Source organism: Mesorhizobium sp. B2-1-1, from assembly GCF_006442975.2.
Classification (GTDB): Bacteria; Pseudomonadota; Alphaproteobacteria; order Rhizobiales; family Rhizobiaceae; genus Mesorhizobium.
On the sequence record NZ_CP083954.1, the window covers coordinates 4,571,192 to 4,596,296 of the forward strand.

A 25,105-nucleotide genomic window follows, 5' to 3' on the forward strand; every position below is an offset into this window, starting at 1 on the left:
TCAGCCACGGCCTCCGCTATCGCGCACCATGGCCGGTAATCATCGTCTTTATGGTTCTGAGGGTGATGAGAACATCAAGCCAAGGCGAGAAGTTCTTTATGTAGTAAAAATCGTAGTGTAATTTCTCCATCACATCGTCGACCGCCGCAACATGCCCCTGGTTTACTTGCGCCCACCCGCTCACACCTGGCCTGACGATGTGCCGGTAGCGATAGAACGGCAATTCCGCCTCATACCAGTGCGACAGGACGACAGCCTCGGGCCGTGGCCCGATCCAGCTCATTTCGCCGCGCAGGATGTTGATGGCCTGCGGCAGCTCGTCGATCCTGAACTTGCGTAAAAAACGCCCTATCCGGGTGATGCGATCGTCGTCACGTTTCGTGATCGCCTTGTCCTTGTCGCTGCCAATGCCGGCTTGCTGCCTCATCGAACGAAACTTGTAGACCGTGTAGATCCGGCCCCTGTAGCCAATGCGGGGCTGGCGAAACAGCACCGGGCCCTCCGAGTCCAGCCGGATCAGCAGCGCGATCAACACCACGAAAGGTGAAAGAGCCACGACCATGACAAGCGCGGAGATCCAGTCGATTGCCTGCTTGATCTTGAGATAGGCCTGGTTCGGATTGAGCGAGCCGAGCGTGTTTTCCGACAGGTGTTCGATCTCGACGCGGCCGGTCAGCGATTCGCTGACCTGCTTGACGTGGTAGACCGGCGTGCCCGAAAGGGCCCGGTCCGCGATGTATCGTTCCCATTCGGCGTCAAGGTCGGCCCGCAGATCGACAACCACGCCATTCGCCCGTTCGATGACGGTGCCAGGCGAAGTGATCCAGAACCAATGCACTCCCGGCAGTGTCCTTAGGCGCTCTACGTTCCCGCCGGGAATGACGACCAGCCGGTACGGTTCGAGATGCCGCGTTATGATGCTCAGGCCAAAATACCAGAGCGTGGACTGGGTGAAGCTGGCAGCCGCCTGAAACCGGCTGTACTCGAAACGAAAAAAGAAAATAGTCAGGAAAACAAGCCCGTAGGACAGCACAAACGTCGGCAGGATGTAGCTGGCAGCGGCCACGCCGGGGAAATTCCCGATACGCCGATAGGCAAGGAAGCCTGCCACATGCGCAATGACCGCGGCAGCGACGGTTACCTGGAGATTGGCGACGTAGACCGCATCGGGTTTGAAGGCGATCCGGATGAGGGCCGGCGCCACGATCGCGAACGTCAGTCCGCCAATAAGTTGAAAGCGAATTCTGAACAGGAAGTGCCGGCTTCCGACAAGAGTTGATGTTGCGACATTCAACTTCTTCCCCCCTCGAAGCTGCCATGTCCGCGATTGCCATGGCAATAATGCGCTTGGCTTGGCCGTTCCTTCGCAAAGCGAAATCGGGCCTGTCGCTACTGGCTGTTCGACTCAGTCGAAGATCAAGAGCTACGACACTGTAACGATACCAGCAAGTATCTATTTACACTGTAGCAATCGGCAGGATTTTTTATCAATCGCGTCGCTGAATGCGGTTTAAAAGCTATCGCTAATAGATAGGCTTACTGCCGGCCGTCGAGAATGTCTGGACGCATGAAGGTAAATGGATGTTCGTATCACTGGTGACTGGCTGACTGCTTGGGCACGACCTGCCAGTCACATCTGTCCGACCCGGACCAATGACCAGGTACTTCCCCGGAACCTCGTTTAAATTCAGGAGCGCTTCAGCAGCGACCAGACGGCTGGCACCAGGCTTGCGGCCAGAGCAACCTTGATCAGATCACCGACGATGAACGGCACGACGCCGAACTGCCAGGATTTTTCCGGACCGATGAGCATCGCCAGCCAGGCAAAGCCCATGGCCATCATGACGAACTCGGCAACCAGCATCGCGTTGAAAAGCTTGATCGGATGGCGATCCCAGCCGCGATCGGCGGCCCAGCCGGCGATCGCCGCCATGACCACGAAGCCGGCGAGATAGCCGCCGGTCGAGCCGAGCATGTAGGCAATGCCAATTCCCTTTTCCGGCGTGCTCTGGAAGACCGGGAAGCCCATCGCGCCCTCGGCCATATAGAGCAGCAGGGTGGCGACGCCGAGCCGCAGGCCGAAAGCGGCCCCGATCAGCAGGACGGCGAGCGTCTGCATCGAAATATCGACTGGCCCCAGAACCACCTTGGTCTTGGCCGACAGGGTCAGGAGCAATGTCCCGGCTATCGCCAGGAAGAACTGCGTTGCCAGCCGCGCCGCGCCATCTTGCGGCAGAGCCAGAGAAACAAGCGGGCGCATCGTCGTTGCAGTTGCCATGGTCTTCCCCATCCGAGTGCCGCCATCCGATGATCGCGGTCTTGCGTTTTCCTATATTGGCTTGCGTGCTATGCGGCAATCGGTTTTGCCATTCCCGCAACAGGCATCGACACCGTCATGGCCCTCGAATTCGATACCAGCTTCGATCCCTGCTACGGCGGGGGCGTCAGCGTCGCGCCCGACGTGCAGCGCGTCACGGCCCGAAATCCAAGTCCCTTCACCTTTCACGGCACCAACAGCTACATCGTCGGACGCGATACGCTGGCAGTGATCGATCCGGGGCCGGATGACGAAGCTCACCTTCGCACCTTGCTCGACGTCATCGCCGGCAGGCCGGTCAGCCACATCTTCGTCAGCCACACGCATCGCGACCATTCACCGCTGGCGGCACGGCTGAAGCAGGAGACCGGAGCCCAGGTGATGGCGGAAGGGCCGCACCGGCCGGCAAGGCCATTGCATATTGGCGAGATCAACGCGCTCGATGCCAGCGCCGATACCGCTTTCGTTCCCGATCTCGCGCTGCCGGACGGCGCGCTGGTCGCCAGCGACGGCTGGGCAATCCGCACGGTCCTGACCCCCGGCCATACCGCCAACCACGCGGCATTCGCGCTGGAGGGCACCGGCATCCTGTTTTCGGCCGACCACGTCATGGCGTGGGCGACCTCCATCGTCGCGCCGCCGGACGGGGCGATGGCGGACTACATGGCCTCGCTGGACCGGCTGATCGAACGCGGTGACCGCCTGCTGCTGCCCGGCCACGGCGGGCCGGTGACGGCACCGCGAGGCTTCATGCGCGGATTGAAGACCCATCGCAAAATGCGCGAACGGGCCATATTGGAGCGGATCCGCGCGGGCGACCGCACGATCGCAGACATGGTCAAGGCGATCTACAGGGATACCGACCCGCGGCTGCATGGCGCCGCCGGGTTGTCGGTGCTTGCCCATCTGGAGGATCTGGTGGCGCGCGGCCTGGTCGCGACAGACGCCGCGCCGGCCATAGACGGCATTTTTAGGCCAGCCCCTTAGGCCCGAGCATCTATTCGGCCGGAGCCGCGCCGACCTGGCCGGCGACTTCCTGGTCCAACTCCGCCAGAAAGTCGGTGATGCGCGCAGCGTTGTCGCCGAGGTCGTAGCGGCCGTAGCGGGAAGCCGACCGCATGTCGACGAGAACCGTATCCCCGTCGTCCGTGATGCGAATTGCCACGTCTGCGGGGAGGCCCAACACGAAGCTCCTGGCGACAGCGGTAATCGTCACGTCGCTTTGCCCGGCGAGTTCGGGATAGGGTCCGGTAAGATCCCAATTGCGGCGGTCGAGCACGGTTTCAACGGCAGTGACGACGGTCTCGAACGGCAGGTCGTAGCTGCGCGCGGTGACAAGCGGATAGCTGTCGGTCTGCAACCGCTGCTCCCCGGGCGTCGGCGGCGAGAGCACGTTCATGTCCTTCGTGCGACCGGTGACGTCGAGTGCCGGCGGTTCGTCGAAATCGGTCGAAATATCCCTGAGCGGCGGAAAGATTGTCGCCCAATAGGCGGCGATGCCATAGGGGGTCAGCACCAGCACTGCCAGCAAGACGCCGACCGTGATGTCGCGGCCGCCATAGTCGCCAAAATTCCACACCCTCGAGAAGGCAAATCCGGCGAACAGCAGCGCCAGCGCCGCCAACAGCGCGACGATAGCCAACACCCACAGGAACACCGGCGTTTCAACAAGGTTGAAATAATGGCCAACGAACACGGTCAGCAAAAGCACCGCCGAAAAAGCAGCGGTGCGCCGCGACCATCCGGCAGCCTTCGACGTTTGCCGTTCCGAAATGCTGACCATGTTTCTCTGCGTCATCCCAAGCCGAAGAAGACTTAGCGCATGGCCACCAAAATCGGAATCGATTTTCGAGGAGGATCGTGCGCCAGTTGGAAATGCTATCGTGCCCTGCCGGAAAGGTGCACGGCGCTGCACTGTCTTTTTACGACCGCATCAGGCCGAGACACGCAATATCGCATCAATCCGTCGGCAAGCGGTAGTCCCTGAATTGCTGGCGCAAGGTGATCTTCTGGATCTTGCCGGTGGCGGTGTGCGGAATTTCGCCGACGAAAGCGACGTCGTCGGGCATCCACCATTTGGCCACCTTACCGTCGAGAAAACCAAGGATATCGGTTTTGGTCGGTTCCTTCCCCGGCTTGCGGACAACCACCAGCAAAGGCCGCTCGCCCCATTTCGAATGAGGGACGCCAATGGCGGCTGCCTCGGCGACATCGGGATGGCCGACGGCCAGATTCTCCAGGTCGATGGTCGAAATCCATTCGCCGCCGGACTTGATGACGTCCTTGGCGCGATCGGTGATCTGCATATAGCCGCCAGCGTCGATGTGGGCGACATCCCCGGTATCGAACCAGCCGTCCTCGTCGAACTGCTCCGAGCCGGCGCCGCCGTAGTAGGCGCTGGCCACCGCGGGGCCGCGCACCTTCAGCCGCCCGAATGTCTTGCCGTCCCAAGGCAGCGCGTTGCCGTCGTCGTCCGTCACCTTCATCTCGACGCCGAAGGGCGGGTAACCCTGCTTGCCCTGGACATCGAGCCGGGCGTCACCCTGAAGGCTTTCATAGTCCGGCTTCAGCGTACACAGTGTGCCGAGCGGCGACATTTCGGTCATGCCCCAGGCGTGGACGACTTGGACATCGTAATTGTCCTGGAATTTCTTGGTGATGATGCGTGGGCATGACGAGCCGCCGATGACGACCTTGTTGAGGTAGGGCAGCTTCCTGCCGGTCTCCTCCAGATATTGCAGCAGCATCATCCACACGGTCGGCACGGCGGCACTGAAGGTTACTTTCTCGGTGTCGAGCAATTCATAGATGGAGGCGCCGTCCATCTTACAGCCCGGCATGACAAGCTTGGCGCCGATCATCGGTGCGCTCTGGCCAAGGCCCCAGGCATTGGCGTGGAACATCGGAACCACCGGCAGGATCGTGTCGCGCGAAGACAGGCCCATCGCGTCGGGCATGGCGGCGATCATGGCGTGCAGGACATTCGAGCGGTGACTGTAGACGACGCCCTTTGGATCGCCAGTGGTTCCAGACGTATAGCACATGCCGGCGGCGGTGCCTTCGTCGAAGCTCTTCCAGGCGAAATCGCCATCGGCCTCGTCGAGCCATTCCTCGTAGGCGACGACGTTGGGCAGCATGGTCTGCGGCAGATGCGCCCTGTCGGTCAGCACGATCACCTGTTTCAGGGACTTGACCGCGCCGGCGATCTTCTCGAGCAAAGGGAGGAAAGTCAGGTCGACAAAGACCGCCTTGTCTTCGGCATGGTTCATGATCCAGACGATCTGCTCGGGAAACAGCCGCGGGTTGAGCGTATGATAGATCGCGCCGATGCCCATGATGCCATACCAGGCCTCGATGTGGCGCGCCGTGTTCCAGGCCAGCGTCGCAATGCGGTCGCCCAGCCGATAGCCGTCACGCTCCAGGCGCTGGGAGACCTTCAGGGCGCGACGGTGGATGCTGGCGTAGGTTGTGCGCACGATCGGACCTTCGATCGAGCGCGATACGATCTCTCGCGCGCCATGCTGCCGCTCTGCGTTGTCGATAAGCTTATGGCAAAGAAGCGGCCATTCCTGCATCAGCCCCAGCATTCGTTCCTCCCTTACGCTCCTCGCTTTTTTTGCCATTGTGAAGCGAACCGGTGGATTGTCCAGCCACCACCGGGTGGCGAACGAAATCCGAATGCCGGTCGCGCAGGCAAGCGATCGAATCGCGTCTTTCTTGGAGGTCCGAATGCCTGGCGCTCATGCCATCGAACCGGCGGCCTTGAAATCCATTATATCAGAGAAGTCTAAATTACTCGACCGAGAGGAGAATCCGCCACAATCCGGCCATCGTCGGCATTAAGTTTCGTTAATGGGCAAAGGGGTGCGATTGGCGACTGAAAGAGGTTCGCATGGACACGCAGCTCGACGATAAGGCACTGGAAAGCACGCTTGCCGAAAGCCTGGGCGATCTGGTGCCGGATACAAAGACTGTTTCCGAAGACGAATTTGTTGAAGTTGTCGGCGGTGCGCTCGAAGCGGTGGGCGGCACGCTGCTGTTCAAGATGTGCGTCCAGAACGAAGGGGAAGGCGAGCACGTCGCCGCGGCATCCGTGGGCGATGGCGGCAATCGTCAATTCCTGCTGCTCACCTTGCCGACCGGCGGCGGCCACTTGAAAGTCGAGACCGCATCCAGGAGCAGCAATCCCGTGGCCGGTATCGCGGCCGCCTATGCCGGCCTGATGGACGCGTTCAGAACCGCCGCCTGAGCCTCGCCGGACAAGGTCTTCGCTAAAAATGCCGTCGGTAGCGCCTACGGCTGGAGACCGATTGCGGAATTGCCGGCGACAGTCGCCCTTGCGCAAACCACCTCGTCGACACACTTAAAGTTGAGACGAGGAGAAACAGCATGGACAAGATCGCCAACCCGGCACCCGGCTTCCAGCGCAATCCCGATAAGGTCATCACCGTCGAACCGTATAAGGGCACCGTCACCGTGCGTGCAGGCGACACTGTTATCGCCTCCTCGACGAACGCCAAGGTGCTGACGGAAGCGCCCTATCCGGCCGCCTTTTACATCCCGTTCGCAGACATCGATTTCAACAAGCTGAGCGGCACGCAATCCTCCACCCATTGTCCCTACAAGGGCGACGCAAGCTACTGGAGCGTGCTGCCTGCCGGCGAGGCAGGCAAGGATGCGATGTGGGCCTATGAGCAGCCTTTCGACGAAATGGCTGAAATCCGCAACCACGGCGCGTTCTACGCAAGCAAGGTCAGCATCGAAGCCAAGCCAGGCTGAACGGACGAACGAGGAGGCCGGACCTGCCGTCCTGCCGGTCAGTCGGTGGTGCCGTTATTGCCGAAGCCTTCGGCATCGTCGAGCCGCACGAAGGTCAGACCCTTCTGCTTGAGCGCCAGCAGGCCCTGCACGACGCCCTCCCCGGCGGCATGGGTCGGCTGGTTGATATGGGCGATGATGACGTCGCCGTCCTTGGCAGCTCCTATGCGCCTTGTGGTTTCCCTGGCGCCGAGCAGTGATCCGCCATCGCCATTGATCGAGAAGCCGGCGATCTTGAAGCCCAGCTTGCGGATCATGGCGATCGCCGACGGACTATACTCCGCGGTCGCGCCACGAAACCATTTCGGCGCCGGCTCGCCAGTCCCGGCCAAGGCGACGGCGCCCGACTCGACCTCGGCCAGAACCGCTTCCGGACTGCCGGCGCTGCGTATGCCATAGATCTTCTGCGGCGTGTCGACGGCCGGGATGTGACGGCCGCCGTGGTTTTCCAGTTCGAACAGGTCGGGATGCGCCCGCATGATCTCGACGGCGGCGGCGTTCCGCTTCAGCCAGATGCCGGTGACAAAGATGGTCGCAGGTATCCTGTTTTCCACCAGCGCCGAGAGGATGCGGTTGTCGGTCCGTCCGCCACAGGCATCGAGGGTCAAGGCAACGCGCCCGGCTCCGCCTGTATCGCGCTTGATGTGCAGGATCGGTTCGATCAGGGATGCGGCATGGCCGCTGGACACCACGGCCAAAGACATGACGACAATGCAGAGATTTTTTTGCAGCAGGCGCATCAAATCCAATTCCAATCGGGCGTTTAACGCAGGCATCCCAAGACCCGCATGAAGGCGAAAATCGAGAGCTGGATAGCAGAAAAGCACCAGACGCGACAATCTCACCGTCTTGCGGCAGTTCCTCGTTCCGATCGGCGGCAAGCGCTCAGCCGCGGCCCGCCTTTGCCACCTGAACGGCCGCCTGCGCGGCCGCCAACCTGGCGATCGGCACGCGATAGGGCGAACAGGACACATAGTCCAGTCCGACCTCCTCGCAGAAGCGGATCGAGGCCGGATCGCCGCCATGCTCACCACAAATGCCGAGCTTGATCCCTGGCCGCGTCGCCCTGCCCTTCTCGGCGGCCATGCGCACCAGTTCGCCGACGCCATGGATGTCCAGCGATACGAACGGATCCTGTTCGATGATGCCTTTCTGGCGATAGGTCTCCAGGAACGAGGCCGCGTCGTCGCGCGAGATGCCGAATGTCGTCTGGGTCAGGTCGTTGGTGCCGAAAGAGAAGAACTCGGCCGATTCAGCGATGACATGGGCGCGGATCGCCGCGCGGGGGAGCTCGATCATGGTTCCAGTCAGGTAGTCGATCTTGACGCCGCTTTCGTCCATGACGCTCTTGGCCACCGCATCGATGCGCGCCTTGACATAGTCGAGTTCCTTCACAAGCCCGACCAGCGGCACCATGATCTCGGGGACCACCAGCGCGCCGGCCTTGCGGCCAGCCTCGACGGCGGCTTCGAAAATGGCGCGCGCCTGCATCTCGGCGATCTCGGGATAGGACACCGCAAGCCGGCAGCCGCGATGGCCGAGCATCGGGTTGAATTCGTGCAGCGCCTCGGTGCGCTGCCTGAGCTTGTCCGGCGCAACATTCATCGCCGCCGCGACTTCGGCTATCTCGGCCTCGGTCTTGGGCAGGAATTCGTGCAACGGCGGATCGAGCAGGCGGATGGTCACCGGCAGGCCGGCCATGATCTCGAACAGCTCCAGGAAATCCGCTCGCTGCATCGGCAGCAACTTGGCAAGCGCGGCGCGCCGGTCCTTTTCGGTGTCGGCCAGGATCATCTCGCGCATGGCGATAATGCGGGCGCCATCGAAGAACATGTGTTCGGTGCGGCACAAGCCGATGCCTTCGGCACCGAAGGAGCGCGCCATGCGCGCGTCGAGCGGGGTTTCGGCATTGGTGCGCACCTTCATGCGCCGCACCGCGTCCGCCCATTCCATGATCGCGGCGAAATCGCCGGAAAGCTCAGGCTGGAGCATCGCCACTGCGCCCTTGAGCACCTGCCCGTTGCCGCCGTCGATGGTGATGATGTCGCCCTTGCGGAAGGTCTGCCCCATCGACATCAGCGTAGCTGCCTTATAGTCGACGCGCAGCGAACCGGCGCCCGAAACGCACGGCTTGCCCATGCCGCGCGCCACGACCGCGGCATGGCTGGTCATGCCGCCGCGCGTGGTCAGGATGCCCTCCGCCGCATGCATGCCGTGGATGTCCTCGGGACTGGTCTCGACACGCACCAGGATAGCCTTGCGTCCTTGTGTCTTGAGATCTTCGGCGTCCGCGGAGGAAAAGACGATTTCGCCGGTGGCGGCGCCTGGAGACGCTGGCAGGCCGACGCCGATGACGTCGCGCGCGGCCTTTGGATCGATGGTGGGGTGCAGAAGCTGGTCGAGCGAGGCGGGATCGATGCGGGCGACCGCCTCCTCTTTCGAGATCAGGCCGTCCCTGGCCATCTCGACGGCAATCTTCAGCGCCGCCTTGGCGGTGCGCTTGCCGGACCTCGTCTGCAACATCCACAATTTGCCGCGCTCGATGGTGAATTCGAGGTCCTGCATGTCGCGGTAGTGCTTTTCCAGCCTGTCCGAGATGGTGACGAAGGACTGGAAGGCGTCCGGCATCAGTTTCTGCAATGACGGCTTGTCGGAGCCGGCGGCGATGCGAGCCGCCTCGGTGATGTTCTGCGGCGTGCGGATACCGGCGACGACGTCCTCACCCTGCGCATTCACCAGGAACTCGCCATAGAGCTGCTTTTCGCCGGTCGACGGATTGCGAGTGAAGGCGACCCCGGTGGCCGAAGTTTCACCCATGTTGCCGAACACCATGGCCTGGACGTTGACCGCCGTGCCCCAGCTTTCGGGAATATCGTGCAGGCGCCTGTAAGTGATGGCGCGGTTGTTCATCCAACTCGAGAACACGGCACCGATCGCGCCCCAGAGCTGTTCGTGCGGATCCTGCGGGAACGGCTTTCCGAGCTCCTCTTCGACCTTGGCCTTGTAGAGCGCGATGACGCCTTGCCACTCGATGGCCGTCAGTTCCGTGTCGAGTTCATGGCCGAGGCTGGCCTTCTGATCCTCGAGGATCTCCTCGAACACCTCGTGGTCGAGCCCCATGACGACATCGGAATACATCTGGATGAAGCGCCGGTAGCTGTCATAGGCAAAGCGCGCATCGCCGGAATCGGCGGCCAGCGCCTCGACGGTTTCGTCGTTGAGGCCGAGATTGAGCACGGTGTCCATCATGCCAGGCATCGAGGCGCGGGCGCCGGAGCGCACCGACACAAGCAGCAGTTTCGACGGATCGCCGAAACGGCGGCCGGTGAGCCGGCCGATATGGTCCAGCGCCACGGCGACGTCCGCTTCAAGCCCTGCCGGATAGGCGCGGCCGTTGGCATAGTAGGCGTTGCAGACCTCCGACGTGATGGTGAAGCCCGGCGGCACCGGCAGGCCAAGGCTACACATCTCGGCCAGATTGGCACCCTTGCCGCCCAACAGATTCTTGTCGCCAGCCCGGCCTTCGGCCGCGCCGTCGCCAAAGGTGAAAACCCACTTGGTCATGCTTTGCTCTCCGGTTGCAGGAGATTGGAAAGATTGACGAAACAGAAAGCCCCGCCATATCCCGACTTTGGACGGATATGATGCTGCAATGCGAAAGGCAAGGCGTCGGCAAAGCCGTTTGGCCGCTACAATCGATTAAGCAAAAGCTGCGGCAAAAGGACTTGCCAGTGCAACGGTCCAAGACTAGAACATACAGGGAACGAAGAGGTGCATCATGAAGCTCACCGGAAAACTCGACTATCTGGAACTGCCGGCAACCGGCGCGACGCTGGACAGTGTGAAAGCCTTCTACAGCGCCGCCTTCGCCTGGTCGTTCACCGACTATGGACCGACTTATTCGGCCTTTAGCGAGGGACTGGACGGCGGTTTCCAGGCCGACAGCGGCGACGCCACCGCCAAGCCGTTGCCGGTGCTCTACTCCCAGGATCTGGAAGAGACGCTGGCAGCCGTCGAGAATGCCGGCGGCACGATCATCAAACCGATCTTTTCGTTTCCGGGCGGCAGGCGGTTCCACTTTGCCGACCCGGCTGGAAACGAGATGGCGGTGTGGGGAGAATAGGCGGCGCGACCGGCGCATGAGGCGACCGTCGCCAATAGAGTGGTGGATCAGCAGGAAAGTCGCAATCTCCAGGCATTGAGCTTTCCACCGGCACAGCCTATAAGGCCGCGCGCAGTCGACGCATGTCAGCTGCTGGGGCGTCGCCAAGTGGTAAGGCATCGGTTTTTGGTACCGACATTCCCAGGTTCGAATCCTGGCGCCCCAGCCAAGCGCGCAAGGTCCGTTCCGGACACATAGGTTACGGTTTATACCGGAGACATGTTGTTGGAGCAGAATGAGAATCTATTCCGTCGCCGAGCGGATTGCCTTTGTCGTCACGCTCCTGGCCGTCCTCGTTCTCGCGCTGCTGCCGGCACATCGCCTCAAGCAATTCGGAATCGATATCGGCTTCCATTATGACAAGCTCAATCACGCCAGCGCATTCGCCGTGCTGGCTTTCCTGGGCAGCCTCGGCTGGCCGCGGCACAAGCCGGCGCTGATCGTCTTCCTCGCCTTTGTCGGCGCTGCCATAGAAATTCTCCAGGGCACCACGGCGATAGGCCGCGATTTCGACGTGCTCGACTGGGTTGCCGATTGCATTGGCATTGCATGCGGTCTGCTGGCCGCGATCTGGGCGACCTGGATCGTGCAACGCGCAAGGTGAGAAGAAGCCGAACCGACTGCCTTACCGCGAAAGACAACGCTCAAAATCAGGCTTCAGCACGGCACGTTGAGGTGAAGTCAGCTTGCCTCGCGCATGGCTTCGGCTGCCTGCAGATCGACCGAAACGAGCTGGCTGACGCCCTGCTCGGCCATGGTCACCCCGAACAGCCGGTCCATGCGCGCCATGGTGATCGGATTGTGGGTGATGATGACGAAGCGCGTCTCGGTGGTCTTGGCCATCTCGTCCATCAGATTGCAGAAGCGTTCGACATTGTGGTCGTCGAGCGGCGCATCGACCTCGTCGAGCACGCAGATCGGCGCCGGGTTGGTGAGGAACACGGCGAAGATCAGCGACATCGCCGTAAGCGCCTGTTCGCCGCCGGACAGCAGCGTCATGGTCTGCGGCTTCTTGCCGGGCGGACGGGCAAGGATTTCAAGCCCCGCCTCAAGCGGATCCTCGGATTCGATCAGCTGCAATTCCGCCGTGCCGCCGCCGAAGAGATGCGAAAACAGCCGCTGGAAATGGCCGTTGACCACGTCGAAGGCCGCGAGAAGCCGCTCGCGGCCCTCGCGGTTGAGGCTCTGGATCGCTTGCCGGAGCTTGCGGATCGCCTCGATGATGTCCTCGCGCTCCGAGACGATGGTCTCCAGCCGGTCCGAAAGCTCCTTCTGCTCTTCCTCGGCGCGCAGGTTAACGGCGCCGAGCCGCTCGCGCTCGATCTTCAGCCTGTCGAGCTGGCGCTCGATCTCGGCCATTTCGGGCATCGGATCGTCCGCTTCCAGCCCGGTATGGCGGATGACCAGATGTGGCGGCGTGTTCAGCGTCTCCTGGATGCGCGCCTCGACCTCCAGCCGGCGCTCGTCGGCCGCGGTCAAGCGCTCCTCGGCGCGGACACGGGTCTCGCGCGCCTCGGCCAGCGACTGGATGGCGCCGGTGGCCGCCTTGTCCAGTTCGGCCTGCCTGTTCTCCGCTTCCTGCAGACGGTCGGCTGCCGCCTTGCGCAAGGTCTCGGCTTCGGTGAGCTGCGACAGCAAGGCGCGCCGCTTGGCATCGATCTCGTCGGGTGCGTCGGCCAATCTCTCGCGTTCGGCCTCGGCCTCTGCCTTGCGTTCGCCCAGCGAGGCGATCTGCGTCGAAGCGTTCTCGGCGCGCTCCAGCCAGTTGCTGCGCTCGGCGCCGATCGCATCGAGCCGGCGCGAACGCGCCTCGGCCTCCCGCCGCAACCCTTCATGGACGGCACGCGCATCGGCGAGCGTGGCGCGGTCGCGGGCGACATTGGCCGAGGATTGCTCGAGCTGTATCTGCAGGTCGCCGAGATCGGGCGCGTCCTGCAGCAGCATTTCCGCCTCGGCAAAGGCGGCCGAAGTTTCTTCATGACTGTCGACAATACGGGCGCGGGCCTCGTCCAGGGCGGCGCGCCGGCTCGCCAACTCGCCGCCGGCCTTTTCGGCTTCGGCCAGCGCGTTGCGGGCGGCGTCCAGCCCGTGCTGGGCGTCGCGTCCGGCCTGACGCGCGGCGCGCTCGGCCTCGCTGGCCTCGCGAAGCGACTGTTCGGCCTGTGCGAGCACTGCCTCGGCCTCGCGCAGCACAAGCGTCGCCTGCACCGCTTCGGCATCGAGCTCGGCCAGCCGGTTCTTTTGCGCCAGGCGTTGCGCGGCCGCGGTCGGCGCGTCGGCGCTGGCGGTCAGCCCGTCCCACCGCCACAGCGCGCCCTCAGGGCTGACCAGCCTCTGGCCGGGCGCGAGCAGCCCTTGCACGCGGCGGCCGTCGGCGGCTTCGACAATGCCGATCTGCGCCAGCCGGCGGGCAAGCTGCGCCGGGGCACGTACCACGCTGGCCAGGCTCTTGATGCCTTCGGGAAGCGCGGCGTCACCGGTCTGGATCGCGCTCTCGCCCCAATGCACCGGGGCGCTGCGGTCGAGCGGCACGTCAAGGTCCTCGCCGAGGGCGGCGCCCAAGGCCGTCTCATAGCCGCGCTCGACGCTGATCTGTTCCAGCACGGACGGGAAGAGATCGCCGCTGGCTGCGTTCAGGATCTTGGCCAGCGTGCGGGCTTCGGTTTCGATGCGCGCCAGTTCGGCCCTGGCGTCCTGTAACGGCGGGCGGGCGGCATTTTCGGCGGCGCGCGCCTCGGCGACCGCCTGTTCGGCGGCAATCGCGCCGGCCTCGCTCTCTTCGAGCCGCGCCAGCGCGTCCTCGACCAGAAGTCGCTTCTCGGCCGGGTCGGGCAGGCCCGCGACTTTGGAGAGCATTTCCGACAATTCGCGGTCGACATCGGCGAGTTGGCGGGCGAAACGGTCCCGACGCTCGGCGGTCTCGCGCAGCGTCCGCTCGACCTGATTGCGCGAAGCGGCGGCCTCGGCCCGCTCGGCGGTAAGTGCTGCAAGCCTGGCTTCGCTCTGCGAGAGCGTCGCGGCTGCCTGTTCGAAGGCGGCGCGGGTGGTTGCTTCACGCTCGGCCGCGCCGCCATTTTCGGAGTTGAGCGCTGCTTCCTCGGCGCGCAGGCGTTCCAGGATATCCGCATTGTCGCGCACCATGCGCTCCTCGCGGGCGATGTCACCGTCGAGCTGCTGGAGCCGGCGCTCGAGTTCCGCCTGACGGGCGCGGATGCGGCCGGCTTCTTCCTCGATCTGCGATCTGGCGATCGACAGGCGCTGGAAGGCCGCGGCCGCCGCAGCTTCGGCGTCACGCAAATCGGGCAGCCGATGCGCGCCGATACCTTGCTCCCTGGCGGCCGCCATCTGGGCGGCGGCGCGGTCGCCAACCAGGGCGGTGGCGACGGCCAGCGCCGAACGTGCCTCGCCTTCCTGGGCCTTGGCCAGCGTCCAGCGCAGATGGAGCAGCGTCGCCTCGGCCTTGCGGATGTCGGCCGACAGGTTCTTGAAGCGGGAGGCCTGGCGTGCTTGGCGCTTCAGGCTTTCGATCTGGCTTTCCAGCTCGCCAACGACGTCATCCAGGCGCTCGAGGTTCTGCTCGGCGGCCTTGAGCCTGAGTTCGGCCTCGTGGCGGCGCGTATGCAGGCCGGAAATGCCGGCCGCTTCTTCCAGCAGGGCGCGGCGCGCCTGGGGCTTGGCCTGGATCAGCTCGCCGATGCGACCCTGGCCAACCATCGAGGGCGAACGCGCGCCGGTCGACTGGTCGGCGAACAGAAGCTGCACGTCCTTGGCGCGCGCTTCCTTGCCGTTGATACGGTAGAGCGAGCCCGCCTCACGCTCGATGCGGCGCGAGACCTGCAATTCGTCGGCGTCGTTGAAGGCTGCCGGCGCCGAGCGATCGCTGTTGTCGAGGAACAACGTGACCTCGGCGGTATTGCGTGCCGGGCGCGTGCCCGAGCCGGAAAAGATCACGTCGTCCATGCCGGACGCGCGCATGTTCTTGTAGGAGCTTTCGCCCATCACCCAGCGCAGCGCCTCGACAAGGTTAGACTTGCCGCAGCCGTTCGGCCCGACAATGCCCGTCAGGCCGCGTTCGATCACGAACTCGCCTGGTTCGACGAAGGATTTGAAACCGAGGAGGCGAAGGCGCGAAAACTTCATTCACGCCGCCCTGAAAGCGACTTTTGCGAAAACGCGCCGCGGGTTTGCGGCGGCGCGCAGCACGGCCAAAGGCCACGCATGCCGAAGCGCTGCCGCTTCGGCATCGCCAGGACGTCAGAGCTGAGGGTCGATGATGGCCGACATTTCCTCAATCGACATCGCCCCTTTGTAGGTCTTTCCGTTGATGAAGAAGGTCGGCGTCGAGTCGACCTTGAATTCGTCGGCGCCGCGTTTCTGGACCGCCCTCACATCGTCCAGAAGTTTCTGGTCCGTCAAGCAGGCTTCGAAGGACTCCTGTGTAAAACCGGCGAGCTTGGAGATTTGCAGCAGCGCATCCTTGGTGTTGGACACGCCCACCCAGTTCGCCTGCTGCTTGAACAGGACATCCACCATCGGGAAGTAGTTGTCCTTGGCGCAGCGCGCCAGCATGAAACCGGCCTCGGCGCTCGGATCGAACGGGAATTCGCGCAGAATATAGCGCGCCTTGCCGGTATCGATGTATTTCTTCTTCAATTCCGGAAAGGTGGTTTCGGCAAAATGCGCGCAATGCGGGCAGGTCATCGAGGCGTATTCGACGATCGTGACCTTGGCGTCGTCCTTGCCGAGTTGCTTGTCGGGCAATGCGCCGGGCTTAAGCAGTTCGGCCATGTCGACGGTGCCTTGAGCCTCCGGCGCCTTGACGGCGGCCGGCGTGGCCGATGTCGCGGGTGCGGCGGGAGCGGCAGGCTTCACATCGGCCGCCTTGGCTTCCTCACCAGAGTCGCTGCATGCCGCAAGCACGGCCACCACCGGAATGGCGGCCAGCGAAGACAGCAGGTTTCTGCGGGACAAGCTTTTGCCGAACGGAGGACGGTTCATACGAATCACCTGACAGGGGTTGGATTTTGCAACGCAAAGGCACGAAAAGGCGAGAGTTGGCGCGAATTAAGGCATCGCCGTCCCCAATCCAATCGTGAAACTTGAAGCTTATAATCACGAAATCGCGAGATTGGCGACGGTGCTATGACTTTCTTTGTCCCAGAATAGTGGCGCCGAGCCGCTCCAGAGAGGCACGCAGGCCATCGTCTTCTATCTTGCCGACGATGTGCGACAGTCTTGATTTTTCCGCCTCATTGAGAGGCCTGACGGGTGGTTTCGGCCGCGCCTTTTCACTTAGAACCGGCTTCTGCACTATCCTGATGCGGCCGATGGCCGTGAAGCCGAGAAATGCATTGACGCGATTGATGATCTCGCCGGCCTCATGCTGCAGATGGAGCGCCGCCATGCCCTCGCAGGCGATCACCAGCACGGCCGGCTCGAACGGGTCGTCTTCGTGCAGCCGCCGAGGCCACTGGATCTTTTCAGGGCGCGAATGGCCGGCCAGGCGCGAACCGGCAATCTCTTCCCACGACTGGACCAGGCTGACCGAAATGCCCGCCCGCTTGCGCAGCACCGGGTCGAGGATCGCGGTGGCGAGATCGCTCACCGGAACGGGATTGCCGAAGGGCTTTTTCCCTGCCATGTGCGTTCTCCAGCCACCCACCTCCACTCTTCCCGGCCGAGGCCGATACGAGATCAATGGCACCGCACGAGCAGACCCGCAAGGCCATATCAGAGGACAGCAGCAGCAAAGCTGCGTCTAGTGACAGCAGCAAAGCTGCGTCTAGTGACAGCAGCAAAGCTGCGTCTAGTGACAGCAGCAGAGCTGCGTCCGGGGACAGCAGCAAAGCTGGCGATACCGCATCCCGCCTGCTCGCATGGTACGACGTGCATCATCGCGAGTTGCCGTGGCGCGTGACCCCGCGCGACCATGCCCGTGGCGTGCGGCCCGATCCTTACCGGATCTGGCTGTCGGAGGTCATGCTGCAGCAGACCACGGTTGAAGCCGTGAAGGCCTATTTTCGCGCCTTTGTCGAGAAATGGCCTGATGTCGCGGCGCTGGCGGCGGCGCCCGTCGAGGACGTGATGAAAGCCTGGGCAGGGCTCGGCTACTATTCCCGTGCCCGCAACCTCAAGGCCTGTGCCGATCTGGTGGCCGGGCGCGACGGCCGGTTTCCGGATACGGAAGCCGGCTTGAAGGAATTGCCGGGCATCGGCGCCTATACTTCGGCGGCGATCGCGGCGATCGCTTTCGACCGGCCGGCTGCCGTCGTCGATGGCAATGTCGAACGTGTCGTGACCCGCCTGTTCTCCATTGCCACGCCGCTCAGCGAAGCCAAGGCCGACATTCGCGCCCGTGTCGAGCGCATGGTTCCCACGACGAGGCCCGGCGATTTCGCTCAGGCGATGATGGACCTCGGCGCCACGATCTGTACCCCGCGCCGGCCGCGCTGCATGCTTTGCCCGCTGCGCGAGGGCTGCAGCGCGGTCGTTTCAGGCGATCCTGAACAATATCCCGTGCGCCTGCCCAAGGCCGACAAACCGCTGCGGCGCGGCGCAGCCTTCGTCGCCGTGCGAAGCGACGGTGCCATTCTTCTGCGCAAACGCGCCGACAAAGGGCTGCTCGGCGGCATGACCGAGGTGCCGACGACCGGCTGGACGGCGCGGCTGGACGGCGCGACCACAGCGGCGGCCGCACCCTTTCCCGGCGACTGGCGACAAGCCGGCCGGATCGCGCATGTCTTCACCCATTTTGCGCTCGAGCTCGAAATCTTCCTCGCCCGAAGCACCGGCGAGACGCCCGCCGGGCATTTCTGGTCGCTGCCGTCGGACATTTCGGGTGAAGCGCTGCCCACTGTCATGAAAAAGGCAATCGAGGCTGCGATACCCGGCGCGACGAAAAAAGCCGTCACCGAACAGTGCAGAGAGGCCCCATGACTGAAATCCGCCACATCGTGTTCGACATCGGCAAAGTGCTGATCCACTACGATCCGAACATCCCGTTCAGCCGGCTTATTCCCGATGCCGAGGAGAGAAAGTGGTTCTTCGACAATGTCTGCACGCATGACTGGAACATCGAGCAGGACCGCGGCCGGACATGGGAAGAGGCGGAAACGCTGCTGATCGCGGACCACCCGGATCACGCGGAAAACATCCGCAATTTTCGCCGCCACTGGCACGACATGGTGCCGCATGCCTATGACGACAGCGTCGCCATCATGGTCGGTCTGATCGACAGCGGCCACGATGTCACCATGCTGACCAACTTCGCCGCCGATACGCTGGCCGAAGCGCGCAAACGCTTCGATTTTCTCAATCGTCCGCGCGGTGTCACCATTTCGGGTGAGATCGGCAAGATCAAGCCGGATCGCGACATCTACGACCATCACGTCGCCGCGTTCGAGCTCGAACCGTCCGCGACGCTGTTCATCGACGACAGCCAGAAGAATGTCGACGGCGCCAAAGCGGCCGGCTGGCAGGCAGTGCTGTTCACCGATGCCAAGACACTTCAAGCAGACCTTGAGCGGCTCGGAATCAAGGCGTGATTTGAATCGCTTCCAGTACTTCGTTGAGACTTTGAACCAACGCCAAGGCCGCGGCAATCGGCAGGGTCAGCCCCCTGCCCTTTCCATGCCGAGACGCGCGATGCGACGCAGTTCGTCGATCGGGGTCAGGCCGCCGCTGCGCTCATAGTGCCAGAAGGTCCAGCCGTTGCAGGCATCCAGGCCCTGAACTTCGGCGCCGATCTTGTGGATCGATCCGGCACTGTCGCCGATCGCCACCGTGCCGTCGGCGCGGACCTTGGCCGCCCAGCGCTTCTTGGCGTCGTAGAGCGTCGCGCCGGGCGTCACCAGCCCCGTGTCGATCAGGCTGACGAAGGCGACGCGCGGCTCGGCGCGCTTGCCGGTGAGCACGGTCAGGTCCGCGCCGTCGAGCGGCCGCACCGCGTCGATGCGCTCATTGGCGGCGTCGATATAGGCCTGCTCGCGCTCTATGCCGACAAAATGCCTGCCGAGGCGCTTCGCCACCGCGCCTGTCGTGCCGGAGCCGAAGAAGGGATCGAGCACGACGTCGCCGGGCTTGGTCGAGGCCATCATGACGCGGGCGAGCAGCGCCTCCGGCTTCTGCGTCGGGTGCAGTTTATCGCCATTGTCGTTCTTCAGACGCTCGCCACCGGTGCAGATCGGGAACAGCCAGTCGGAACGCATCTGTATGTCGTCGTTCGACGCCTTCAACGCTTCGTAGTTGAAGGTATAGCCCTTGCCCTTCTGGTCGCGGGAGGCCCAGATCATCGTCTCATGCGCGTTCTGGAAGCGGCGGCCGCGAAAATTCGGCATCGGGTTGGTCTTGCGCCATACGACGTCGTTGAGGATCCAGAAGCCGAGGTCCTGCATCTTGGCCCCGACCCGGAAGATGTTGTGATAGGAGCCGATGACCCAGATGGTGCCGTTGGGCTTCAGCACCCGGCGCGCGGCCAGCAGCCAGGCGCGCGTGAAGGCATCGTAGGCCTCGAAGCTCTCGAACCGGTCCCAGTCGTCGTCCACCGCATCGACCTTGGATTGGTCGGGCCGGTGCAGGTCGCCGTCGAGCTGCAGATTGTAGGGTGGATCGGCGAAGATGACGTCGATGCATTTTTCGGGCAGCCGGTCGAGCGCCGCGACGCAGTCGCCCTTCAGGATCGTGTCCAGCCATTCGGATTGCTGGGGAGCATGGGAAAGCTCGTCGACAAGACGCACGGCTGACATTTTTACACCCAAGGCACGCGTTACTGTTTACTCCCGGTTATGGTTACCGATCAGCGTAAATATTCGGTGAAGGGCAGCGATCGGACGCCGCCGGTTTGCGCCGACGTGCCCGTTGGTGTATGCCGCGCCGCCTGAAGCCTGCCCGTTCTCATTGCCCGGATCACCATGCCCCAGCCAGACCTTGTCATCTTCGATTGCGACGGCGTGCTCGTCGATTCCGAAATCATCGCCGCGCGCGTCGAGGCCGAGCTCCTGACCTTGTCCGGATACGAAATCTCGGCCGAGGAGATTGCCGAGACTTATGCGGGGCTGACGTTCAAGGACATTCTGATGCGGGTTGAGGAGAAGTCCAACATCCCGTTCCAGGTTTCGCTGATCGATCGCGCCGAAGAGCTGGTCGACCGGAAACTGCGCAGCGACGTTCGTGCCATCGAGGGCGTGCGCGAAGCGGTCGCCTCGGTGACGGCGCAACGTTGCATCTGCTCCAACTCACGCTCGGAGCGGATAGAATTCATGCTGGAGAAGGTGCATCTGCTGCCATTCTTTGCCGGGCGCATCTTCTCCGCGATGGAGACGCCGACCGGAAAAACCAAACCGGCTCCCGACGTGTTCCTGTTCGCCGCCGAAAAGCTCGGCGCCCATCCGGCAAACACTTTCGTCATCGAGGATTCCGTGCACGGCGTGACCGGCGCAAGGTCGGCAGGAATGCGTGTCATCGGGTTCACCGGCGCCGCCCATAGCTATCCCGGCCATGCCGATGCGCTGACGGAGGCGGGCGCCGAGACGGTGATCCGCCGCTGGACGGATCTGAGCGGCACGCTGGCCGCCCTATCAGAATGGTCGGCGGACGCGTGAGCGTCCGCTAGGCCCCGACGAGCACCCCCGCGGATTTAGTTGGTCGCGGCGGCTTTCTTCCTGCTCTTCTTCGGTTTGTCGGTCGCGGCCTTCGGCGCATTTTCATCATAGCCGGCATAGGCCTGATAATCCTGCGCCGTCGGCGCCGGCACGACGACGTTGGAATCGGTGAAGACGAACTGCGTGGCGACCGAGGGGTCGGTAACCTGGACCTGGTATTGGTGGATCTGGGAATAAAGCACCTCAGTGCCATGCATTACCGCGGTGCGGATCGGCATGGTGATGGTGCCGGGCGTGAATTTCGGTCCCGGCACGATCTTGCCGGCGACGGCGATCTTCATCGTCAGCTGTCCGTCGGCGCGGCTGCAATCGCGGGTCACGTCGCTGATCGAGGCCTGATAAATGACCCTCGCCGAATCGTCCGGCGGAGTAGCAGCGGCAGCATCCGCCGCAGCCTGGGCCGCGGCATCCTGCGCGGCGTCGCCGGTCTTCTTGAGCTTGGGCCTGGGCTTCCGGGCTTCGTTGGCGTAGGTGTTGAAGAATGCCGTGCCGTCGCGAAGCATCACCCTCGGGCAATAGGCATTCAACTGGCTGGCCAAAATCTTGGGGTCCTGCGGCGGCGGTGGCGCGGTCGGGTCCTTCTTGCCAAAACCCAGGTTCAGCATACCGTTGTCGCCTGATTGGCAGCCGGCGGCGGCAAGCATAAAGCCGGTGAGCGCAAGACCCGCGAAAAAGCGACCGCTGAATGTATGAAACGCCATGAAACTGCACTTCCCTCTCGCAAAGCTGGTGACGTATATCAACCGCGCGGCAAAAATGCGACTGAGCCAGCGTAGAAATTAACCACCTTGCGTGGGTCGAAAACCCAAGGCAGTAACGGAATTGTGACGATGCAATATGTGAGTACCCGCGGCGAGGCGCCCGCGCTTGGGTTTTGCGATGCCGTCCTGACAGGCCTGGCACACGACGGCGGGCTCTATGTGCCGCGCCAGTGGCCGCAATTCTCGATGGCCGAGATCCGCGCCATGCGCGGCCTGGCCTATCCCGAACTGGCCATCCGGGTGCTGTCGCCGTTCCTTGGCGACGAAATCCCGGCCCCCGTGTTCGAGCGCCTGGTGCGGGAGGCCTATGCCACCTTCCGCCACGAGGCTGTCTGCCCGCTGGTCCAGACCGGCCCCAACGCTTTTGTCCTCGAACTCTTCCATGGACCTACGCTCGCCTTCAAGGACGTGGCGATGCAGTTGCTCGCCCGGCTGATGGACCATGTGCTCGCCGAACGCAACCAGAATGCCACCATCGTCGGCGCCACATCGGGCGACACCGGCGGAGCAGCGATAGACGCCTTCGCCGGGCGCAGCCGCACCGACATCTTCATTCTCTTCCCGCATGGCCGCGTGTCGCCGGTGCAGCAACGGCAGATGACGACATCGAAGGCTGAGAACGTGCATGCCCTGGCGATCGAAGGCAATTTCGACGATTGCCAGGGCATGCTCAAGGACATGTTCAACGATCACGGCTTTCGCGACCGTGTCTCGCTGTCGGGGGTGAATTCGATCAACTGGGCCCGCATCATGGCCCAGATCGTCTATTATTTCTCCTCGGCCCTGTCGCTCGGCGCGCCCGATCGCCCCGTCTCCTTCACCGTGCCCACAGGGAATTTCGGCGATATCTTTGCCGGTTACGCCGCCAAAAAAATGGGCCTGCCGATCGATCGGCTGGTCATCGCCACCAACGACAACGACATACTGGCACGCACTTTCGCGACCGGCGAATACCGCACCAAGGGCGTGTTCGCGACCACCTCGCCTTCCATGGACATCCAGGTGTCGTCGAATTTCGAGCGCCTGCTGTTTGAGGCGTCGGGCCGCGACCCGGCGACCGTGCGGCGCTACATGGCCGGGCTCAAACAATCCGGCGCCTTCACCATAGAAGCCGCGGAAATCGCGGGGATGCGGGCCGAATTCGATGCCGGCCGCGCAGCTATGGACGAGGTCGCCGCGACGATACGCTCGACGCTCGCGGCTAGCAACTACCTGCTTGATCCGCATACCGCGGCAGCCGTGCATGTCGCGGCCGGCAAGGCTTCGAATGCCGTGCCGATGGTGGTGCTGGGCACTGCGCACCCAGCAAAATTCCCGGCCGCCGTCGAGGCCGCCAGCGGCGTGTCACCCGCACTGCCCGCATGGCTAGGTGGATTGATGACATCGGAGGAAAAATACACGGTACTTCCATCCGACCTGAAAATGGTGGAAGATTACGTCAGCCGCCGTGCGCGAGCGGCGCGTTAAGGAGTACGAACCATATGGGTGTTGAGGTAAGCCGTCTGTCGAACGGCCTGACAGTCGCCACCGAAACCCTTCCAAGCATCGAATCGGTTGCCCTGGGTGCCTGGGTCAAGTCGGGTGCCCGCAATGAGCGTGATGAAGAGCATGGCATGGCCCATCTGCTCGAGCACATGGCGTTCAAGGGCACAAAGCGGCGAACAGCCTTCGAGATCGCCTCGGAAATCGAGGACGTCGGCGGCGAGATCAACGCCGCCACCAGCGTCGAGACCACATCCTACTATGCCAGGGTGCTCTCCGACGACGTGCCGCTGGCCGTCGACATTCTTGCCGACATCCTGCAGGAATCGGAATTCGATCCGCAGGAGCTCGAACGCGAGCAACACGTGATCCTGCAGGAAATCGGCGCCGCGCACGACACGCCCGATGACATCGTGTTCGACCGGTTCACCGAGACCGCCTTTCGCCACCAGACCATCGGCCGCTCGATTCTGGGCACGCCGGAGACCGTCAAATCCTTTACCTCGAAGCAATTGCACGATTTCATCGAGCGCCAATACGGCGCCGAACGCATGGTGATCGTGGCCGCCGGCGACATCAAGCACGACAATTTCGTGCGCGAGGTGGAAAAGCAGCTCGGCGGTTTCCGCACCAAGGCCGACAACACCATCCCGCAATATGCGCAATATGTTGGCGGCGATTTCCGCGAGGACCGCGACCTGATGGACGCGCAGATCGTGCTGGGCTTCGAAGGCCGCGCCTACCATGTGCGCGATTTCTACGCCTCGCAGGTGCTGTCGATGATCCTCGGCGGCGGCATGTCGTCCAGGCTGTTCCAGGAAGTCCGCGAAAAGCGTGGCCTGTGCTATTCGGTCTATGCCTTCCACTGGGGCTTTTCCGACACCGGCATATTCGGCGTCCATGCCGCGACCGGGCAGAGCGACATCGCCGAACTGGTGCCCGTCATCATCGAGGAATTGCAGAAGGCCGGCGAGAACATCCTGCAGGAAGAGCTCGACCGGGCGCGCGCGCAATACCGCGCAGGTCTGATCATGTCGGCGGAAAGCCCGGCCAGCCGCGCCTCGCAGATCGCGAGACAGCTGCTCTTGTTCGGCCGGCCGATCGCCAAGGAGGAACTGATGGAGCGGCTGTCGGCGCTGACGGTCGATCGTTTGACCGACCTGTCGTCACGGCTGTTCTCGACCAAACCGACGCTTACCGCTGTAGGGCCCGTGGGTACGCTGGCGCCATACGAAGCGATCCTCGATTCGCTTCCGGGCACGCCCACCACGGCCCGCAAGCTCGCCGTCTAAGCCCGCACAAGCGCCGTGTTCGCGCTCCCTTTCTTTCGCCGCGACCTGCCGGCACTGAAGGGCGACCGCGTGACGCTGCGCGTGCCGTTCACCAATGACTACCGGGAGTGGTCGGCGGTGCGCGGCGAGAGCCGGGCCTTTCTAGAACCATGGGAGCCGCGCTGGGCGCCGGACGAGCTTGACCGGGCGGCATGGCGGCTGCGCATCAGCCGTTACCGCGAGGACTATGCGCAAGGGACGGCGATCGCCTTCTTCATATTCGAGAAATCGAGCGGCAGGTTGGCTGGCGGAATTACGCTCGGCAACATACGCCACGGGGTCTCGCAAAGCGGGCATGTCGGCTACTGGATCGGCGAGCGCTTCGGCGGCCGTGGCCTGATGACCGACGCCGTCAAGGTCGTGACCCGCTTCGCCTTCGATACGCTGAGGTTGCACCGGATCGAAGCGGCCTGTATTCCCGACAATATCAGGTCGATCCGTGTGCTTGAAAAAGCCGGATTCCGGCGCGAAGGACTTCTGCGATCCTACCTCAGGATCAATGGCATCTGGCAGGACCACTACCTCTACGCCCGGATCGCGGACGATCCGCCAGGCGCTGGAACGAAGGACTGATT

Annotated in this window: 22 protein-coding genes and 1 tRNA gene; 12 read left to right on the forward strand and 11 right to left on the reverse strand. The window is 63.2% G+C overall.

Annotation, left to right across the window (positions count from 1 at the left end; genetic code table 11):
- Positions 1–16: 16 nt before the first annotated feature.
- Both FJ972_RS22490 and FJ972_RS22495 read right to left on the reverse strand, forming a co-directional pair.
- On the reverse strand, positions 17–1,294 hold the full coding sequence (locus FJ972_RS22490; RefSeq protein ID WP_140520791.1) for a sugar transferase: 1,278 nt from the start codon (positions 1,292–1,294) through the stop codon (positions 17–19).
- Positions 1,295–1,687: 393 nt separating this feature from the next.
- Positions 1,688–2,278, reverse strand: a complete 591-nt coding sequence (locus tag FJ972_RS22495; protein WP_140520792.1) for a biotin transporter BioY — start codon at positions 2,276–2,278, stop codon at positions 1,688–1,690.
- Between the two features lie 117 nt (positions 2,279–2,395).
- On the opposite strand from FJ972_RS22495, the gene FJ972_RS22500 reads away from it, so the two are divergent.
- Entirely contained in the window at positions 2,396–3,304 is a 909-nt protein-coding gene (locus FJ972_RS22500) for an MBL fold metallo-hydrolase (RefSeq protein WP_140520793.1), read from the forward strand.
- Positions 3,305–3,314: 10 nt separating this feature from the next.
- Here the strand turns inward: FJ972_RS22500 and FJ972_RS22505 are convergent, their stop codons facing one another.
- Together FJ972_RS22505 and FJ972_RS22510 are read right to left on the reverse strand one after the other, a co-directional pair.
- A complete protein-coding gene (locus tag FJ972_RS22505) occupies positions 3,315–4,100 on the reverse strand; it encodes a DUF1499 domain-containing protein (protein ID WP_140494907.1) in 786 nt (261 codons plus the stop codon).
- 175 nt (positions 4,101–4,275) lie between these two features.
- Positions 4,276–5,904, reverse strand: coding sequence for a fatty-acid--CoA ligase (locus FJ972_RS22510; RefSeq protein ID WP_140520794.1), 1,629 nt, complete (start codon positions 5,902–5,904; stop codon positions 4,276–4,278).
- Between the two features lie 305 nt (positions 5,905–6,209).
- On the opposite strand from FJ972_RS22510, the gene FJ972_RS22515 reads away from it, so the two are divergent.
- Positions 6,210–6,566 carry a hypothetical protein gene (locus tag FJ972_RS22515; RefSeq protein ID WP_140494911.1) on the forward strand — a complete coding sequence of 119 codons (357 nt, stop codon included), beginning with the start codon at positions 6,210–6,212 and terminating at the stop codon, positions 6,564–6,566.
- A gap of 140 nt (positions 6,567–6,706) precedes the next feature.
- Complete coding sequence (locus FJ972_RS22520) at positions 6,707–7,096, forward strand: DUF427 domain-containing protein (RefSeq protein ID WP_140520795.1); 390 nt, start codon at positions 6,707–6,709, stop codon at positions 7,094–7,096.
- A gap of 38 nt (positions 7,097–7,134) precedes the next feature.
- On the opposite strand, the gene FJ972_RS22525 is transcribed toward FJ972_RS22520, so the two are convergent.
- Positions 7,135–7,875 carry a polysaccharide deacetylase family protein gene (locus tag FJ972_RS22525; RefSeq protein ID WP_140520796.1) on the reverse strand — a complete coding sequence of 247 codons (741 nt, stop codon included), beginning with the start codon at positions 7,873–7,875 and terminating at the stop codon, positions 7,135–7,137.
- A 145-nt stretch (positions 7,876–8,020) separates the two neighbouring features.
- A complete protein-coding gene (ppdK, locus tag FJ972_RS22530) occupies positions 8,021–10,699 on the reverse strand; it encodes a pyruvate, phosphate dikinase (RefSeq protein WP_140520797.1) in 2,679 nt (892 codons plus the stop codon).
- A gap of 214 nt (positions 10,700–10,913) precedes the next feature.
- On the opposite strand from ppdK, the gene FJ972_RS22535 reads away from it, so the two are divergent.
- The 3 genes from FJ972_RS22535 (at position 10,914) to FJ972_RS22545 (ending at position 11,901) form a co-directional block, all read left to right on the forward strand.
- Complete coding sequence (locus FJ972_RS22535) at positions 10,914–11,258, forward strand: VOC family protein (protein WP_140494922.1); 345 nt, start codon at positions 10,914–10,916, stop codon at positions 11,256–11,258.
- 133 nt (positions 11,259–11,391) lie between these two features.
- A tRNA-Gln gene (locus FJ972_RS22540) sits at positions 11,392–11,466 on the forward strand.
- 66 nt (positions 11,467–11,532) lie between these two features.
- Positions 11,533–11,901, forward strand: a complete 369-nt coding sequence (locus FJ972_RS22545) for a VanZ family protein (RefSeq protein ID WP_140494924.1) — start codon at positions 11,533–11,535, stop codon at positions 11,899–11,901.
- Positions 11,902–11,978: 77 nt separating this feature from the next.
- Here FJ972_RS22545 and smc read toward each other — a convergent pair whose 3' ends face one another.
- The 3 genes from smc to FJ972_RS22560 form a co-directional block, all read right to left on the reverse strand.
- Positions 11,979–15,437 carry a chromosome segregation protein SMC gene (gene smc / locus FJ972_RS22550; protein WP_140520798.1) on the reverse strand — a complete coding sequence of 1,153 codons (3,459 nt, stop codon included), beginning with the start codon at positions 15,435–15,437 and terminating at the stop codon, positions 11,979–11,981.
- Between the two features lie 114 nt (positions 15,438–15,551).
- Positions 15,552–16,295: a DsbA family protein gene (locus tag FJ972_RS22555; protein WP_140494928.1), complete on the reverse strand. Its 744-nt coding sequence runs from the start codon at positions 16,293–16,295 to the stop codon at positions 15,552–15,554.
- A 142-nt stretch (positions 16,296–16,437) separates the two neighbouring features.
- On the reverse strand, positions 16,438–16,938 hold the full coding sequence (locus tag FJ972_RS22560) for a DUF721 domain-containing protein (protein ID WP_140494930.1): 501 nt from the start codon (positions 16,936–16,938) through the stop codon (positions 16,438–16,440).
- Positions 16,939–16,994: 56 nt separating this feature from the next.
- On the opposite strand from FJ972_RS22560, the gene mutY reads away from it, so the two are divergent.
- Both mutY and FJ972_RS22570 read left to right on the forward strand, forming a co-directional pair.
- Entirely contained in the window at positions 16,995–18,233 is a 1,239-nt protein-coding gene (mutY, locus tag FJ972_RS22565; protein WP_140520799.1) for an A/G-specific adenine glycosylase, read from the forward strand.
- A complete protein-coding gene (locus tag FJ972_RS22570) occupies positions 18,230–18,841 on the forward strand; it encodes an HAD family hydrolase (protein ID WP_140494934.1) in 612 nt (203 codons plus the stop codon). Before mutY ends, FJ972_RS22570 begins: the two co-directional genes overlap by 4 nt.
- A gap of 66 nt (positions 18,842–18,907) precedes the next feature.
- On the opposite strand, the gene FJ972_RS22575 is transcribed toward FJ972_RS22570, so the two are convergent.
- The gene (locus FJ972_RS22575) at positions 18,908–20,041 is read right to left on the reverse strand and encodes a site-specific DNA-methyltransferase (protein ID WP_140514844.1); all 1,134 of its coding nucleotides are present in this window, start codon (positions 20,039–20,041) and stop codon (positions 18,908–18,910) included.
- 165 nt (positions 20,042–20,206) lie between these two features.
- Between FJ972_RS22575 and FJ972_RS22580 the strand changes: the two genes are divergently transcribed.
- Positions 20,207–20,896 (forward strand): HAD family hydrolase, encoded by a 690-nt coding sequence (locus FJ972_RS22580; protein ID WP_140520800.1) that lies wholly within the window; start codon positions 20,207–20,209, stop codon positions 20,894–20,896.
- Positions 20,897–20,931: 35 nt separating this feature from the next.
- Here the strand turns inward: FJ972_RS22580 and FJ972_RS22585 are convergent, their stop codons facing one another.
- Complete coding sequence (locus FJ972_RS22585) at positions 20,932–21,657, reverse strand: hypothetical protein (RefSeq protein ID WP_140514841.1); 726 nt, start codon at positions 21,655–21,657, stop codon at positions 20,932–20,934.
- Between the two features lie 129 nt (positions 21,658–21,786).
- Between FJ972_RS22585 and thrC the strand changes: the two genes are divergently transcribed.
- Genes thrC through FJ972_RS22600 form a run of 3 tightly spaced genes read left to right on the forward strand, consistent with a single transcriptional unit; the run spans position 21,787 to position 25,103 of the window.
- Positions 21,787–23,184 carry a threonine synthase gene (gene thrC, locus FJ972_RS22590; protein WP_140520801.1) on the forward strand — a complete coding sequence of 466 codons (1,398 nt, stop codon included), beginning with the start codon at positions 21,787–21,789 and terminating at the stop codon, positions 23,182–23,184.
- Between the two features lie 14 nt (positions 23,185–23,198).
- Entirely contained in the window at positions 23,199–24,491 is a 1,293-nt protein-coding gene (locus FJ972_RS22595) for a M16 family metallopeptidase (RefSeq protein ID WP_140494943.1), read from the forward strand.
- A 15-nt stretch (positions 24,492–24,506) separates the two neighbouring features.
- Positions 24,507–25,103, forward strand: coding sequence for a GNAT family N-acetyltransferase (locus FJ972_RS22600; protein WP_140520802.1), 597 nt, complete (start codon positions 24,507–24,509; stop codon positions 25,101–25,103).
- Positions 25,104–25,105: the final 2 nt, after the last annotated feature.